The organism is Pseudomonas cuatrocienegasensis, from assembly GCF_900110925.1.
GTDB lineage: Bacteria > Pseudomonadota > Gammaproteobacteria > Pseudomonadales > Pseudomonadaceae > Aquipseudomonas > Aquipseudomonas cuatrocienegasensis.
The window spans coordinates 126,752-141,498 of the sequence record NZ_FOFP01000008.1 but is presented as its reverse complement, the minus strand read 5'-3'; the positions used below and the strand labels follow the sequence as shown (position 1 = coordinate 141,498).

Genomic DNA, 14,747 nt, shown 5'->3' with positions numbered 1-14,747 from the left:
TCCACAGGGTTATCCACAGCCATCCGACGTCCGGTCGCTTCCCCGCGTCGGCGTTGCGGGTGTAGGCTGCAAGCCTGTCCCTGTGAGGATCGCCGTGATGCCGCGTGCCCTCTACCTCACCCGCCAGTGCCTCGGCCTGGTCACACGTATCGAGTGTCTGGTTGCCCCTCTGGCCAGTGGCAACGGCCTGTGGACCCTGGTCTGCGCCGCCGGCATGGCTGGCGCCCAGCCGTCTGCGCTGCAGGCTCAAGGGCCTTTTCATGGCTCCGCTGAGGCCGAAGAGGTGCTCCAGGCGATTGCCCAGAGCCTGGCCCAGCAGGGCTATGAGCCGAGCGATGAAATCCCTATCTGGCGTCTGCACATTCAAAGTGAGCTACGCCGCCTCAACGGCACGCGCAGCCGGGCATGTGGAGCCGATCAACGCTGGCCGGAGCGCTAGGGTTATCCACAGCCGTTCGCCCTGTGTGCGGTGACCTGCGCAGGGCGCCTGGGTATACTTCGCGGCATCGTTATCCCACCTGCGAGACCCTATGGAACGCTTCATCGAAAACGCCATGTATGCTTCCCGTTGGCTGCTGGCACCGATCTATTTCGGCCTCTCCCTGGCGCTGCTGGCGCTGGCCCTGAAGTTTTTTCAGGAAGTCTTCCACATTCTGCCCAATGTCTTCGCCCTGGCCGAGGCGGACCTGATTCTGGTGCTGCTGTCGCTGATCGACATGGCGCTGGTGGGCGGTCTGCTGGTGATGGTGATGCTCTCGGGCTATGAGAACTTTGTCTCTCAACTGAACATCAACGAAGGCACCGAGAAGCTCAATTGGCTGGGCAAGATGGATTCCAGTTCGTTGAAAATGAAGGTGGCCGCCTCGATCGTGGCGATCTCCTCGATCCACCTGCTCAAGGTGTTTATGGATGCCAAGAACATCCCCGACAGCAAACTCATGTGGTACGTGATCATTCACCTGACCTTCGTCGGCTCGGCGTTCGCCATGGGCTACCTGGACAAACTGACCAAAAACGACTGACGCGCTCCCTGCGCGTCCACCAGCCGTCCGGCGATTACCGGACGGGTGGTGAATAGGGCACCTTGTATTCGCTGAATCTTGTACAAGAATTGAGTTTGTACATATTTTTGTATAGCTTGATCGGCGAGGTGCTCCATGAATCTGCACGACCTGTCTCAACACGCCCATGCGGGCCATATCGACGCGCTTAATCTGATCTCCATCGAAGGCGGCATTTACGTGCTCGAAGCCTATATGGACGGGCGTGCGCATCCGCTCAACAACACCCAGGGCAAGACCCTGCACCTGCGTTCGGTCGAGCATGCCCGCGACCTGCTGCGTGAGCTGCCGAGCCTGCCTTTTCATCTGGTGCATGCCGTGGTGCATGACGAAATGTGCGGCATGCAGGACGGCACCCAGGACACCTTGCGCGTCCCCATCTCCCTCAACTCTGCCTGGTAAACCACGCTGTGACGCAAAACTGCCAACTTGCCCTGGTGCTGGGTGATCAACTGTCGTTTGACCTGCCCAGCCTGAGCGCCCTTGACCCGGCGCGTGATTGGGTACTGATGGCCGAAGTGGCGGCGGAAACCGACTATGTGCCGCACCACCCGCAGAAGATCGCGCTGATCTTCAGTGCCATGCGTCACTTTGCCGAGGCCCTGGGCGAGCGTGGCTATCAGGTGCGCTATGTGCCGCTGGACCAGCCCGGTAACCCCGGCAGCCTGCCGGCCGTGCTTGAGCAGGCCGTGGCCGAGTTGTCGATCGACCAGGTCCATCTCACCGAATGTGGTGAGTGGCGCCTGGAGGCGGCCTTGCGCGCCTGTGCGTTGCCGATCACCTGGCATGCCGACACGCGCTTTCTCTGTGGCCGTGACGAATTCGCGCGCTGGGCCGAGGGCCGCAAGCAACTGCGCATGGAGTTCTTCTACCGCGAGATGCGCCGCAAGAGCGGCTTGCTGATGAATGGCGACGGCACCCCGGTGGGCGGCGCCTGGAACTTCGATGCGGAAAACCGCAAGGCCTTGCCCAAGCAGGTCAAGGCGCCGATGACCGCACGCTTCCCGGCGGATGCCGTGACGCAGGACGTGCTGGCGCTGGTGGCTGAACGCTTCAGCCACCACTACGGCAGCCTCGATGCCTTCGATTATCCGGTCACCCACGCCGAGGCCGAGGCGCTTTGGCAGCACTTTCTCGACTTCGCCCTGCCGGCGTTCGGCGACTTCCAGGACGCCATGGCTACGGGTGAGCCCTTTCTGTTCCATGCGCGCATCAGCGCCGCGCTGAACATTGGCCTGCTCGATCTGCGGCGCCTGTGTGCGGATGTCGAGGCAGCCTACTGGCAGGGGCGAGTACCGCTCAATGCGGCCGAGGGTTTTATCCGCCAGTTGATCGGTTGGCGCGAATACGTGCGCGGCATCTACTGGATGCACATGCCCGAGTACGCCGAGCGCAATGCCTTCGGCAATACCAGGCCGCTACCCGAGTTCTACTGGACCGGCAAAACCCGCATGAAGTGCATGAGCCAGGCCATCGGCCAGACCCTGGAGCACGCTTATGCGCACCATATTCAGCGGTTGATGGTCACCGGCAACTTCGCTTTGCTCGCCGGCATCCAGCCGAGCCAGGTGTGCGACTGGTACCTGGCGGTGTACATGGACGCCTTCGACTGGGTCGAACTGCCCAACACCCTGGGTATGGTCATGCATGCCGACGGTGGTTACCTGGGCTCCAAGCCCTATTGCGCCAGCGGGCAGTACATCAAGCGCATGTCCAACTATTGCGGCGACTGCGCCTACAAGGTCAGCGAGAGCACCAGCGAGCAAGCCTGCCCGTTCAACGCGCTGTACTGGCATTTTCTGATGCGCCACCGCGAGCAACTCGGCGGCAATCATCGCCTGGGCATGATCTACAAGGGCCTGGATAAGATGACAGAAGCCAAGCAGGACGCACTCTGGACGCGCGGCGAAGCGCTGCTGGCGCGCCTGGACGCTGGGCAGGCGCTGTGAAAAAAGCTATGTCCCAATTGAGTGTTGCATGGCGGACGAGCGGTACGAATAGCAGGGTAGGGTGCGCGGGGCCGCCCAGGCCGCGCACCAAGAGTCTTGCAGTCTACGGTGGTGCGCACGGCGCACCCTACGGCTCTAGCGTTAAGTTCCAGCACCTGAGCGCAACACAAAACTAGGACATAGCTGTGAAAAAGGCCGACCTGCCGTTCAAGACCTGTGCCGTCTGCCAATTGCCCTTCAACTGGCGCAAGAAGTGGGCGCGCTGCTGGGATGAGGTGCGCTACTGCTCCGAACGCTGCCGCCGTCATCGTTCAGGCACTGCCGAGCGTTAGAGCCGGCAGGGGCTTTGTGCTAGGCTGGCCGACCTTTTTTAGCCCTGCGGAGCCGTGACATGTCCGAACTCAATCTCTCCACTGACGAAACCCGCGTCAGCTACGGCATCGGTCGCCAGCTGGGCGGTCAACTGCGTGACAACCCGCCACCGGGCGTCAGCCTGGACGCCATCCTCGCCGGCCTGACCGACGCCTTTGGCGGCCTGCCAAGCCGCGTCAGCGAAGCCGAGTTGTCGGCCAGCTTCAAGGTGATCCGCGAAATTATGCAGGCCCAAGCCCAGGCTCAGGCCGAAGCTGCTGCCGGTGCTGGTGTAGCCTTCCTGGCCGACAACGCCAAGCGTGACGGCATCACCGTATTGGCCTCCGGCCTGCAGTACGAAGTGCTGAGTGCAGGCGAAGGCGCCAAGCCATCGCGCGAAGACACCGTACGCACCCACTACCACGGCACCCTGATCGACGGCACCGTGTTCGACAGCTCCTACGAGCGCGGCCAGCCGGCCGAATTCCCGGTAGGCGGCGTGATCGCCGGCTGGACCGAAGCCCTGCAACTGATGAACGCCGGCAGCAAATGGCGCCTCTACGTGCCGAGTGAGCTGGCTTACGGCGCCCAGGGCGTTGGCAGCATCCCGCCGCACAGCGTGCTGGTGTTTGACGTTGAGCTGCTCGAAGTGCTCTAACCGGCTGTAAGCGCCTGTTGCAGGCGCTGCGTACAAACGAAAACCGCCAGGCATTGCCTGGCGGTTTTTTTGTTCTTCGCATTTCTCTCGAAATGCTGGGCCTGGCACCGGACTGGCAAGTTTGTGTGCGTATCGACCGAAGGCTTGGCATGGCCCATTAACGCGCGTGCTGAACGTTTGGGTTGCGCCCCTCACGGGCGCCACACCTTTCTTGCTTGCCCAAGAAAGGTGTGCCAAAGAAGGGCACCCCGACATCCGGCCCTGGCTACGCCAGGGTTCCCTCGCTCCGGCGTTGCTCCGGGGGCCGGCGTACATGGGCCATCCCTGGCCCATTACGCCTCTCGCCGCATCCATGCGGCTCGTCCCCCTACGCAACACCTACGCTCGGCCTCCTGACGGGACCCGGTCGCGAGCTTGCAAGATTTCCACAAGATCAAGAACGGCGGCGTCTGGATTTTTGCTTTTGATCTCGAATCGCGATCGTGCAGACGACACCCAAAGCCCCTTCAGGAGGCCGAGTGGAGTCGCCGCGTAAGGGGTTGAGCGACATGGATGTCGCGAGAGCCACGCTGGGCCATGGATGGCCCTTCGTGGCGGACCCCTGGAGTGGTGATGGAAGGAGGGAACCCCGGCGCAGCCGGGGCCGGATGGTGGGGTGCCCTTCTCTTTGGTTACTTTCTCTTGGGCAAGCAAGAGAAAGTGACTCGCCCGTAAGGGGCGAAAACCGTCAGACCAGACAGCGCAGTAATGGATAGAGCCACGTCATCAGTCGCGCACACTTATTTGCCAGTCCGGTGTCAGCGACGGGCATCCAGCACCACGCGATAGCGCGCCTTGCCATCCCGCAGGTGCTGGATCGCCGCGTTGACCTGGCTCATCGGGAAATGCTCGACCTGCGGCAGAATCTGATGGCGTGCGCAGAACTCCAGCATCTTCGCCATGCTCGCCGGCGAACCCACTGGCGAGCCGGACAGGCTGCGCTGACGCGGGATCAGGTTGAATACATGCACCGGGATCGCGCTCGGTACGATACCGACAAAGTGCAGCCGACCCTTGCCACCCAGGGTGCCGATCAGGGCATTCCAGTCCAGGTCGGCGCTGGCGGTGATCAGCAGAAAATCCAGGCTGCCGGCGATGGCCTTGAGCGCCGCGCTGTCGGTGGAGGCGACCACCTTGTGTGCGCCCAGGCGCTTGGCTTCCTCCTGCTTGTTCAGCGATGAGGTAAATGCGGTGACCTCACAGCCCCAGGCATTGAGAAAGGCCAGGGCCAGGTGACCGAGGCCGCCAATACCGACCACGCCGACTTTGTCGGTGGGCTTCACATCGAACTCCAGCAGCGGGCTGAACACCGTCGACCCGGCGCAGAACAACGGGCCGACTAATGCCGGGTCGAGCCCCTCAGGTAGCGGCACGGCCCAGGCCCAGTGACTGCGCAGGCGATCGGCGAAGCCGCCGTGGCTGCCGACAATCGTCGGCTTCACCTTGCCGCACAGTTGGTGCGAGCCCTCCATGCAGGCGCTGCAGTGCATACAGCTGCCCTTGTTCCAGCCGATGCCCACGCGCTGGCCAAGCTTCAGCCCGCGCGCTTGCTCGCCCAGACGTACCACGGTGCCGACCACTTCGTGACCGGGGATAAAGGGGTAGCGCGCATTGCCCCACTCATTGTCGATCATCGACTGATCGGAGTGGCAGATGCCGCAGTATTCCACCGCCACTTCGACGTCTTCAGCGCCCAGCGGACCCGGGTCGTAGCTGTGCTGCTCAAGGGCCGCGCCCGGCGCCGTAGCAGCCCAGCCGGTAAAGGTATCGACGCTTGCTGGCGAACTCATGTACATGACCTCGAAGACGGGAACAGTGGCCAAAGAGCATAGCTGGCTGGTCGTGGCAGCTGGACCTGCATTCGCCAGAGTGATAACGCCAGCATGGCCTCGGTTACACTGTCGGGCCACGCGTCTTCACCCGGATTTGCCATGCCCCGTCCTCCTCGTCCCGCTGCGCCGCGTCGAGCGTCTGCCAAACCTGCCGTACGCCGAGTGGCCAAGGCGCCGCCGGCCGAGCCGCGCCTGCTGCTGCTGAACAAGCCCTTTGATGTGCTGACCCAGTTCAATGATGAGCAAGGCCGCGCCACGCTCAAGGATTTCGTCACGGTGCCGGGCGTCTACCCCGCCGGGCGCCTGGACCGTGACAGCGAGGGCTTGCTGCTGCTGACCAACGATGGCGGTTTGCAGGCGCGCATTGCCGACCCCAAACACAAGCTGTCGAAAACCTATTGGGTACAGGTGGAAGGCGAACCGAGCGAGGCGCAGCTGCAGCAGTTGCGCGACGGCGTGCAGCTCAATGACGGCCCGACGCTACCGGCCGAGGCACGGCTGCTGGAGGCGCCGCAGTTATGGGAGCGCCATCCGCCGGTGCGCTTTCGCAAGAGCATCCCAACAGCCTGGCTGGAGTTGGTGATTCGCGAGGGGCGTAACCGCCAAGTTCGGCGTATGACTGCGGCGGTGGGGTTGCCGACGTTGCGCCTGGTGCGGGTGGCTATCGGCCCCTGGCGCCTGGATGGCCTGGCGCCGGGGGCATGGCGCGAGGTAGAGGCGCGGCTGTAAGCCGACGGGCGTCAGACGCCTTCGAGGCCGGCGATCACGAAGGTCTTGATGACAAAACCGAGCACGCCCAGACCCAGGGCGAGAAACAGGATCATGGTGCCAAAGCGCCCGGCCTTGGACTTCTTCGCCAGGTCCCAGACGATAAATGCCATAAACAGAATCAGACCGCCGACCAGGGCAGTCATCATCAGCTCTTCAAATACTTCCGGTTCCATCATCACCTCGGTGGTTGGCTGATCGCTGCCGCGTCAGCGCAGGGTGGACGCGGCATTATACGCGGCCTTGGGCGGGGCGATGCCTGCGGCGCTATGGCGCACCCTGGCGTTGGATACACCCTCACCGCGGGGGTTCAACTGCGCAGATGCTGCAGCGGCAGTTGGGTGCTGGAGAGAATCTGCTGCAGAACGAAGCTCGAACGCACGCTTGATACCCCTTCAATGCGGGTCAGGGTGCCGAGCAGCAGCTTCTGGTAATGGTCCATATCCGGTACCACGACCTTGAGCTGATAGTCGGCGTCCATTCCCGTGACCAGGCAGCACTCCAGTACCTCGGGGCATTTGCGGATCTCCTCCTGAAAGTGCTCGAAACGCTCGGGCGTATGGCGGTCCATGCCGATCAGCACATAAGCGGTCAGGCTCAGGCCGAGTTTCTTGCGGTCCAGCAGGGCCACCTGGTGAGTGATATAGCCATCGTCCTGGAGTTGCTTGACCCGCCGGGAGCAAGGCGAGGGCGACAGGCCGATGCGCTCGGCGAGATCCTGGTTGGACAGGGTCGCATCGCGCTGCAGCTCAGCGAGAATATTCAGGTCGTAACGGTCGAGTTTGTTCATTTCTATGGGCTTTTGTATTTGGATTGCGTGTAATGCAGATTTATAGGCTATGAATTGCTCAATGGCTACCTAATTGAGCAATCTTTGCAATCTTCTGCTGCAGCCTGAGGCGTAAGCTTTACCTCAGTTTCAAGGCCCGGACACAGTGTCCAGGCGCGACGCCCAACCAGGTGACGCGCTGCCGCCGACCCCACCGGGTCGTAGCGGCCCCCGGGTCCGCACTGCCCAACCAGGCGGGCGACGAAAGCGGCGACAGAATTGCCAGCACAGGACAACGTTCCCCAGGGGAGGCCGCGAGGCCTCCCTTTTTTCTTGTCTCCCGCTCGCGGCTTTACCTCTGCCTGACTAAGTGGGGCGTGGGGACGAGCGAGTGATCTGGGCGGATGCACGGGGTTTCAGCGGGGCGTTATTCCCGGGTGTCGCTGCGCTCGACCCAGGCTACTTTTTTGGTAGGCGCCGAAACGTCAACAAGCCTTAGTGTGGGTCGGCGTGTACCAGTACTTCGGCGCGCGGGTAGGCCTGACGGATGCTTGCCTCAACCTGATCGCACAGGCTGTGGGCCTGGGCCAGGCTCAGGTCGCCGGGCAGGTCTAAGTGGATCTGCACGAACCAGCGGGTGCCGGATTTGCGTGTGCGCAAATCGTGGGCGTCGATGACCCCCGGTACGGCCCGCGCGTGGGCGTACATATCCTCGCTGATCGACACCGACAGCTCTTCATCCATCAGCACTGCCAGGGCTTCGCGCAGGATGCTCAGGGCGCTGTAGAGGATGTAGAAGGCGATCCCCAGGGCAAACAGCGGGTCGACCAACTGCCAGCCGAAACCTGCCAGCAGCAAGGCGAGCAGAATGCTGCCGTTGAGCAGCAGGTCGGAGCGGTAGTGCAGGGAGTCGGCGTGGATCGCCGTGGAGCCGGTGGTGCGCACCACATGGCGCTGAAACAGCAGCAGGGCGACGGTGAGCAGCAGTGACAGGACGATCACCGCAATACCCAGGGCGCCACTTTGCAGCGGTTCGGGTTCAAGCAGGCGTTGTGCGCCCTGAATGCCCACCAGTACCGCACTGGCGCCGATAAATAGCGCCTGGCCAAGGCCGGCGAGGGCTTCGGCCTTGCCATGGCCGTAGCGGTGGTCATCGTCGGCCGGGCGCAGCGCAACGTGCACGGCGATCAGATTGAGCAAGGAGGCGGCGCTGTCGAGCAGCGAGTCGGTCAGGCCAGCCAGCAGGCTGACCGAACCGCTCAGCCACCAGGCCACGGCCTTGCCAACCACCAATGTCAGGGCCACCGTCAGTGCCGCGACGGTGGCCAGACGCATCAGGCGCGCGTGCTGTTGCTCGACGCCCACCCGTGCGCTGTTCATCAGGCTGCGGGGCGCAGGCCGTAAGCGGCCATTTGCTCGACGCTGCCGCTGTGCTGGATCAGGCGCGGGTCGTCAAGCGGCAGGCTGTGGCCGGTCTGATTGTCGATCAGGGCCTTGAGTTTGGCCTGGTCGATGCGGCCGTCGGCATTCACGACATCCTTGAGCAACTGCGGGTCGACCTGAGCGGTCTGGCCGCCTGGCAGGTAGATAGCGCCGGTGGCGAAGTCGACGGCGAAGGCGATCAGGCCGGGGATCACAAAGAACAGAATGCCAACGGCATTCAGGCCGGCGATCAATGGGTCGATCTTGCCTTCGATCTGCCCACGGCGGTCCGGGTAGAAAATCGTGCCGCAGGCGGCCAGTTGGGTGAACAGGGCGACGGCGACAACACCGCCAATAACACGGGATTTCGTGCGCATGGGCACCTCCAGGGGAAAAGTGGCGCAACTATAGCAAGCCGATGATGGCAATACTGCTGCAGGCTCAGACCGCTGAGGGAGCCAAGCAGTTCGCCGCTATAATCGCCGCCTTTGCCTTTGCTGGAACACCCCATGAGTTCGTTGCCCATCGATGCCCTGTTGCCGGCCCTGCGCGAGGCCCTCGGCCTTCGCCATGAAGCGGTGCTGGAGGCGCCGCCCGGTGCCGGCAAGACCACCCGTGTGCCCCTGGCACTGCTCGACGAGCCCTGGCTGGCCGGGCAGCGCATCATCATGCTCGAGCCCCGACGCCTGGCCGCCCGTGCCGCCGCTGAGCGCCTGGCCAGTGAGCTGGGCGAGGCGGTGGGCGAGACGGTGGGTTACCGCATTAGGCTGGAGAGCAAGGTCGGCCCGCGCACGCGCATCGAGGTGGTCACCGAAGGCATTCTTGCCCGCCGCCTGCAGGACGACCCGGCGCTGGAAGGCGTCGGCCTGGTGATCTTCGACGAATACCACGAACGCAGCCTGGATGCCGATCTGGCCCTGGCCCTGACGCTTAACGGTCGCGCCATGTTTCGCGGGGCCGACAGCGGTGAGCCGGCGCTCAAGGTGCTGCTGATGTCGGCGACCCTGGAGGGCGAACGCCTGGCCGGCCTGCTCGAACAGGCGCCGGTGCTGCGCAGCGAGGGGCGCATGTTCCCGGTGGAGGTGCGCTGGGGCGCGCCTTACCAGGTGGGTGAATGGCTGGAGCCGCGGGTGCTGCAGACGGTGTTGCTGGCGCTGGATGAGGAGCCGGGCAGCGTTCTGGTGTTTCTGCCGGGGCAGGCGGAGATTCGCCGGGTTAACGAGCAACTGGCCGAAGCCCTGGGCACGCGCGCCGACATTCTGCTGTGCCCGCTGCATGGCGAGCTGGACCTCAGTGCCCAGCGCGCGGCCATCGAACCGGCCCCGGCCGGCATACGCAAGGTGGTGCTGGCGACCAACATCGCCGAGACCAGCCTGACCATCGACGGCGTGCGTGTGGTGGTCGACGCTGGCCTGGCGCGGGTGCCGCGCTTCGACCCCGGCAGCGGCATGACCCGGCTCGACACCCAACGCATTTCGCGCGCTTCGGCAACCCAGCGCGCCGGCCGCGCCGGGCGCTTGCAACCCGGCGCCTGTTACCGGCTTTGGTCCCAGGCGCAGCATGAGCAACTGGCGGCCTACAGCGCGGCAGAAATGCTCCAGGCCGATCTCGCCGGCCTGGCCCTGCAGCTGGCGCGCTGGGGTGTCGCGCCGGATGAGCTGGTCTGGCTCGACCCGCCGCCCGCCGCGCCTTACGCCCAGGCCCGCGACCTGCTGACGCGCCTCGGTGCCCTGGATGCACGCGGTCAGCTCAGCGAGCATGGTCGAGCGATGGCCGAGCTGCCGACTCACCCGCGCATCGCCCACCTGCTGCTGCGTGGCCAGGCCCTCGGGCTTGGCGCGCTGGCCTGCGACCTGGCGGCACTGCTTGGCGAGCGAGACATTCTGCGCGGCGGCCAGGGCGGTGCCGGCGCCGACCTGCATAGCCGTCTCGACCTGCTTAGCGGTGAGCGTCAGGCCGCCCGCGGCGCCGACCGGGGTGGTGTGCAGCGCGCGCGGCAACTGGCGCGGCAGTTTCACGGCTACCTGCGCCGCGCGGCCGTCAGCGACGCTGTGGCTGATCCCTCCCATCCGCGCTGGCAGGGCGCGCTGCTGGCGTTCGCCTACCCCGATCGCATCGCCCAGCAACGCCGCGCGGGTGGTGCCGACTACCGCCTGGCCAACGGTCGTGCCGCGCAGTTCGCTGAAGCCGATGGGCTGATGAAGCACAGCTGGCTGGTGGTCGCCGACCTGGGCAGCCGCCAGGGCCAGCGCGAGGAGCGCATCTACCTGGCCGCCGAGCTGGACGCTGCGCTGTTCGATGGCGTGCTGGCCGAGCTGGTCAGCGAGCAGGCGGTGATCGACTGGGATGAGCGCGAGGGCGTACTGCGTGCCGAGCGTCAGCGTAAGGTCGGTGAGCTGGTGCTGGCCCGCGAGGCGCTGCCTACGCTGGACGAGCACAGCCGTGGCCGCGCCCTGGTCGGCCTGGTGCGGCGCAAGGGCCTGGAACTGCTGCCCTGGACGCCTGAGCTGCGCCAGTGGCAAGCGCGTATTGCGCTGTTGCGCGGTCTGGACCTGAGTGCCGCGGGCAGCAGCGAATGGCCGGATGTCAGCGATGCGGCCTTGCTCGCTACCCTGGAGGACTGGCTGGCGCCCTACCTGGGCAAGGTCAACCGCCTCAGCCATTTCGCCAACCTGGATCTGTCCAGCATCCTCCACAACCTGCTGCCCTGGCCGCTGCCCCAGCGCCTCGACGAGCTGGCGCCGCGCAGCCTTGCCGTGCCCTCCGGCTCGCGCATCGGCCTGGACTACAGCGAACAGCCGCCGGTGCTCGCCGTGCGCCTGCAGGAGTTGTTCGGCCTGGCTGCAACGCCGCGCATCGCCGGCGGACGTATCGGTCTCAAGCTGCACCTGCTGTCGCCGGCACGCCGGCCGGTGCAGGTGACCCAGGACCTGGCCAACTTCTGGGCCAGCACCTACGCCGAGGTGAAGAAGGACTTGAAGGGCCGCTACCCCAAGCATTACTGGCCCGATGACCCGCTGATCGCCGAGCCCACGGCGCGGGCCAAGCCGCGCAAGTAACACCTTGCAAATAAGACCGGTGGGCGGCTGTTCGTACCTGACAGAGTTGTCAGGGAGCGGTCAGCCTTGGGACACCTGGCCTTCGTAGACTGCAGCCTTCGACCTGACTGGGGTGGCTGAAATGCTAGCCCCTCGTTGCGGGGCTTTGTTGAAGGAGGCTGCGGTGAGCCAATCCCGTTATGACCTGTCTGCTGTGACCGATGAACAGTCCGACTCGCTGTTGGAGATGACGGATATCTTGTCGCGGTTTGCGCCAAGCGATGGTGCGCACCAGACGGCAATTGCACCGTTGCAACTGATCAGGAGTGGTGCGCTCGTCGAGACCTTTCAGGCCGACCAGAAGCCGGCTCTGTATGTCGTGGTTCAGGGGCACCAGGAGGTTCGTGTACGCGAGGAGCGCCACCGTTTCGGCTCCATGGAATGCCTGCTCGTGACACTGACGCTGCCGTTGATCTTCCGTGCCGAGGGCGTATCCCAGAGTCGACCGCTCCTGCTCATTCGGCTCGACATCGAGCCAAGGACCATTAGCCAGTTAATCTTCGATGCCGATCTCAAGCACTTGCTGAAGAAGAAATCCTCTTGCGGGCTGCATGTCGATTCGCTTGAGCTGCCATTGCTGGAGGCCATGCTGCGTCTGTTGCGCTTGCTGGATACGCCGCAGGACATCGCCATGCTGGCGCCTTTGGCCTACAAGGAAATTCTCTATCGGTTGCTGCGTGGCCGGCTGGGGCATCAGTTGCGCGATGTAGTCATGGTCAACTCCCAGACCCATCGGGTGGGGCAGGCTGTAGATTGGCTGGACGTGAACTTTCGGCAGCCCTTGCGCATTGAGGAGTTGGCTCAGCGGATCAACCTCTGCACGTCCAGCCTGCACCATCGGTTCAAGGACATGACGGGCATGAGTCCGTTGCAATACCAGAAAAAGCTCCGTCTTGAGGAAGCGCATCGGCTGATGCTGCAAGAGGGGGTTGAGGCCGCGGTTGCCTGTTACCAAGTCGGGTACGAAAGTCCTTCGCAGTTCAGTCGCGAATACAGCCGTTTCTTCGGTGCGTCACCGCGTAGCAATATTGCAATGTTGCGCCGCGAACAGTCTTGATTGAAGTTTGCGCTATTGCTTGTCGGCTCGTCTTGCTCGGCCTATTTATAATCCGGGCAATATAAATCGTCGTGAATAAAAAAGGCCGCTTAAACTAAAGCGGCCGGAATATGGCACCGATTTCAGGAGCAATCAGGTCTCGGGCCATGTAAAGAAAACTATCTTCAGCACTCTTTATCTTTGCGTGACTTGCCTGCCGAGCTGCTGTCCGCGATGGTCTGCGTCTGCGTGCTGGAAAGGGATTTTTGTTGCAGCGCTTCTGTGCGGGCCACGAAGGCTGCAGACTCTTCGGCAATACTGGTCTGGGCGATGGACAGAAATACTATGCTGGTTATAAATAATGTATGCAGTTTCATATAGGCATCCAGTTGTTTGGTTCTGGGTCAGTATGAAGGCTTGCTGCATGACTGGTTAGCTCGTTACTGCAGAGTACTTGCCTGATTCTATTAAATGCATTTGGCTTGATATGCGGCGGGAGGCCAGTGCTTACAGGTGTGCGGTCAAGGGGCTTTTGTGTGTGCTGCGCTATTGAATACGTCAAGCATGACGGCGTTCTGCCATTCAAAGTAAGGGTTGTAAGTGAGCCGCGCATGGTACTTACCCGTTTCCCGGTAGCCCCAGTCCGAATACCAGACCGCATCACCCGCCTCGCATGCCGCTCTGCCCAGGTCGTCCTGGCCGTTCCAGCAAATGCGTTGTGTGCCGCGCTCTCCATAAAGCGGATTTTGAGGTGAGAACAGCACGCCCATATGCGAGAACTGACTGATCCGCCGCTCTGGAAGCGCATCGCTGCGGGTCAGTATGCGTTGCTCCAGCGGTGTATCCGTAACGGGTGTGCCATACCACACGAGGCGGCTGGCAGGATGTGTAAAGCGTTGGCTGAACGTCTTGCGGATGTGTGCGGTATCCAGCACCGAGTCGTGCTGTGCCGTAACGATGAGGACCGGTTTGTCGTAACTTTGACTGCTGAGTTTGGCGCGTACTGCAACGCTGCTCCGGTAGAACTGGGCGAAAGCGTTGGTCGGTACGTTCAGGTAGCGCACCGGGGTCTGTGATGGCCTGTCGGGGCCTGGGGCACGCAACCAGGGCCTGGCCCAGGCGATGAGCGAGGGCAGCCAGTCATAGGCGGTGTCAGACTTGAATGCCGGGGAGAAGAGCAACAGGCCTTCTACATTCGGGTGCTCGTAGGCGTAATCCAATACCAGATTCGCGCCGGTCGAGAAGCCGCCGAGGTAAAGCTGTGGCACCTCTGCCCCCAGCAGGTCGGCCTGCTCGCGCAGCAATTGGCGCCATTCATCGATACTGGTTTTCAGCAGATCGGCAGGTTTGCTGCCGTGGCCGGGGAGGAGCAGGGTACGCACCAGGTAGCCTTGTTTTGCCAGGTTCGGCCCAAGATCGCTGAATGACCAGGGGGAGTCGCCAAGGCCGTGAACCAGCAGGATGCCGCGGCTGGCGGGCTGTTCCGGACGCCACTCCTGGGGCGCGTTCCAGTCCAGTTCGGCGCGGTGGTCAGGGCTTTGGAAGTCACGCGCCTGTTGCAGCCATTGGCGGGCTTCGTCCTGGTACGCGGCAAAGCTGGCCTGGCCTAATGGCAGTGACGGGCTATGGCCATGGGCCCCGTCGGTCTGCGTTAGCGCCAGAACGGCAAGGGTCAAAGAGATACCTGGAATCAGCGAGTTGCTCATAGCATTCAGGGGCAGCGTATGGGGGCGTGGGAGAGCCCAGGGTCTGCTTGGCAGTATG

General features: G+C 63.3%; 16 protein-coding genes. 9 read left to right on the top strand and 7 right to left on the bottom strand.

Annotation, left to right across the window (positions count from 1 at the left end; genetic code table 11):
* Positions 1-97: 97 nt before the first annotated feature.
* The 6 genes from BMW49_RS12980 to bamJ all read left to right on the top strand — a co-directional run bounded on the left by BMW49_RS12980 (position 98) and on the right by bamJ (position 4,019).
* Positions 98-439 (top strand): PA4575 family protein, encoded by a 342-nt coding sequence (locus BMW49_RS12980; protein ID WP_069519854.1) that lies wholly within the window; start codon positions 98-100, stop codon positions 437-439.
* A gap of 91 nt (positions 440-530) precedes the next feature.
* Positions 531-1,022, top strand: a complete 492-nt coding sequence (locus BMW49_RS12975) for a TIGR00645 family protein (protein ID WP_069519853.1) — start codon at positions 531-533, stop codon at positions 1,020-1,022.
* Positions 1,023-1,157: 135 nt separating this feature from the next.
* Entirely contained in the window at positions 1,158-1,463 is a 306-nt protein-coding gene (locus BMW49_RS12970) for a DUF6482 family protein (protein WP_069519852.1), read from the top strand.
* An 8-nt stretch (positions 1,464-1,471) separates the two neighbouring features.
* Positions 1,472-3,010 (top strand): cryptochrome/photolyase family protein, encoded by a 1,539-nt coding sequence (locus BMW49_RS12965; RefSeq protein ID WP_069519851.1) that lies wholly within the window; start codon positions 1,472-1,474, stop codon positions 3,008-3,010.
* A gap of 185 nt (positions 3,011-3,195) precedes the next feature.
* Positions 3,196-3,342, top strand: a complete 147-nt coding sequence (locus BMW49_RS12960) for a DUF2256 domain-containing protein (RefSeq protein ID WP_069519850.1) — start codon at positions 3,196-3,198, stop codon at positions 3,340-3,342.
* A gap of 59 nt (positions 3,343-3,401) precedes the next feature.
* The gene (gene bamJ / locus BMW49_RS12955; RefSeq protein ID WP_069519849.1) at positions 3,402-4,019 is read left to right on the top strand and encodes a BamJ family beta-barrel-assembly machinery protein; all 618 of its coding nucleotides are present in this window, start codon (positions 3,402-3,404) and stop codon (positions 4,017-4,019) included.
* Between the two features lie 797 nt (positions 4,020-4,816).
* Here bamJ and ahr read toward each other — a convergent pair.
* Entirely contained in the window at positions 4,817-5,848 is a 1,032-nt protein-coding gene (gene ahr / locus BMW49_RS12950) for an NADPH-dependent aldehyde reductase Ahr (RefSeq protein ID WP_069519848.1), read from the bottom strand.
* A gap of 204 nt (positions 5,849-6,052) precedes the next feature.
* Between ahr and BMW49_RS12945 the strand changes: the two genes are divergently transcribed.
* A complete protein-coding gene (locus BMW49_RS12945) occupies positions 6,053-6,619 on the top strand; it encodes a pseudouridine synthase (protein WP_069519847.1) in 567 nt (188 codons plus the stop codon).
* A gap of 11 nt (positions 6,620-6,630) precedes the next feature.
* Here the strand turns inward: BMW49_RS12945 and BMW49_RS12940 are convergent, their stop codons facing one another.
* The 4 genes from BMW49_RS12940 to BMW49_RS12925 all read right to left on the bottom strand — a co-directional run bounded on the left by BMW49_RS12940 (position 6,631) and on the right by BMW49_RS12925 (position 9,226).
* Positions 6,631-6,834 carry a DUF2788 domain-containing protein gene (locus BMW49_RS12940; RefSeq protein WP_069519846.1) on the bottom strand — a complete coding sequence of 68 codons (204 nt, stop codon included), beginning with the start codon at positions 6,832-6,834 and terminating at the stop codon, positions 6,631-6,633.
* Between the two features lie 134 nt (positions 6,835-6,968).
* Entirely contained in the window at positions 6,969-7,448 is a 480-nt protein-coding gene (locus tag BMW49_RS12935; RefSeq protein ID WP_069519845.1) for an Lrp/AsnC family transcriptional regulator, read from the bottom strand.
* 474 nt (positions 7,449-7,922) lie between these two features.
* Entirely contained in the window at positions 7,923-8,807 is an 885-nt protein-coding gene (locus BMW49_RS12930) for a cation diffusion facilitator family transporter (protein WP_069519844.1), read from the bottom strand.
* Positions 8,807-9,226 (bottom strand): polyribonucleotide nucleotidyltransferase, encoded by a 420-nt coding sequence (locus BMW49_RS12925; protein ID WP_069519843.1) that lies wholly within the window; start codon positions 9,224-9,226, stop codon positions 8,807-8,809. The genes BMW49_RS12930 and BMW49_RS12925 overlap by 1 nt, the downstream gene beginning before the upstream one ends.
* A 132-nt stretch (positions 9,227-9,358) precedes the next feature.
* On the opposite strand from BMW49_RS12925, the gene hrpB reads away from it, so the two are divergent.
* Positions 9,359-11,908: an ATP-dependent helicase HrpB gene (gene hrpB, locus BMW49_RS12920; protein ID WP_069519842.1), complete on the top strand. Its 2,550-nt coding sequence runs from the start codon at positions 9,359-9,361 to the stop codon at positions 11,906-11,908.
* A 163-nt stretch (positions 11,909-12,071) separates the two neighbouring features.
* Positions 12,072-13,004, top strand: a complete 933-nt coding sequence (locus BMW49_RS12915) for an AraC family transcriptional regulator (RefSeq protein ID WP_244168336.1) — start codon at positions 12,072-12,074, stop codon at positions 13,002-13,004.
* Positions 13,005-13,168: 164 nt separating this feature from the next.
* On the opposite strand, the gene BMW49_RS12910 is transcribed toward BMW49_RS12915, so the two are convergent.
* On the bottom strand, positions 13,169-13,360 hold the full coding sequence (locus BMW49_RS12910) for a hypothetical protein (RefSeq protein WP_069519841.1): 192 nt from the start codon (positions 13,358-13,360) through the stop codon (positions 13,169-13,171).
* Between the two features lie 144 nt (positions 13,361-13,504).
* Positions 13,505-14,689 (bottom strand): alpha/beta hydrolase, encoded by a 1,185-nt coding sequence (locus tag BMW49_RS12905; protein ID WP_083251781.1) that lies wholly within the window; start codon positions 14,687-14,689, stop codon positions 13,505-13,507.
* Positions 14,690-14,747 lie beyond the last annotated feature (58 nt).

What these genes read in the sequence shown, in the direction of transcription:
- BMW49_RS12980 (WP_069519854.1), top strand. Translation starts at nt 98, where the DNA reads ATGCCGCGTGCCCTCTACCTCACCCGCCAGTGCCTCGGCCTGGTCACA.
- BMW49_RS12975 (WP_069519853.1), top strand. Translation starts at nt 531, where the DNA reads ATGGAACGCTTCATCGAAAACGCCATGTATGCTTCCCGTTGGCTGCTG.
- BMW49_RS12970 (WP_069519852.1), top strand. Translation starts at nt 1,158, where the DNA reads ATGAATCTGCACGACCTGTCTCAACACGCCCATGCGGGCCATATCGAC.
- bamJ (WP_069519849.1), top strand. Translation starts at nt 3,402, where the DNA reads ATGTCCGAACTCAATCTCTCCACTGACGAAACCCGCGTCAGCTACGGC.
- ahr (WP_069519848.1), bottom strand. Translation starts at nt 5,848, where the DNA reads ATGAGTTCGCCAGCAAGCGTCGATACCTTTACCGGCTGGGCTGCTACG.
- BMW49_RS12940 (WP_069519846.1), bottom strand. Translation starts at nt 6,834, where the DNA reads ATGGAACCGGAAGTATTTGAAGAGCTGATGATGACTGCCCTGGTCGGC.
- BMW49_RS12935 (WP_069519845.1), bottom strand. Translation starts at nt 7,448, where the DNA reads ATGAACAAACTCGACCGTTACGACCTGAATATTCTCGCTGAGCTGCAG.
- BMW49_RS12930 (WP_069519844.1), bottom strand. Translation starts at nt 8,807, where the DNA reads ATGAACAGCGCACGGGTGGGCGTCGAGCAACAGCACGCGCGCCTGATG.
- BMW49_RS12925 (WP_069519843.1), bottom strand. Translation starts at nt 9,226, where the DNA reads ATGCGCACGAAATCCCGTGTTATTGGCGGTGTTGTCGCCGTCGCCCTG.
- hrpB (WP_069519842.1), top strand. Translation starts at nt 9,359, where the DNA reads ATGAGTTCGTTGCCCATCGATGCCCTGTTGCCGGCCCTGCGCGAGGCC.
- BMW49_RS12910 (WP_069519841.1), bottom strand. Translation starts at nt 13,360, where the DNA reads ATGAAACTGCATACATTATTTATAACCAGCATAGTATTTCTGTCCATC.
- BMW49_RS12905 (WP_083251781.1), bottom strand. Translation starts at nt 14,689, where the DNA reads ATGAGCAACTCGCTGATTCCAGGTATCTCTTTGACCCTTGCCGTTCTG.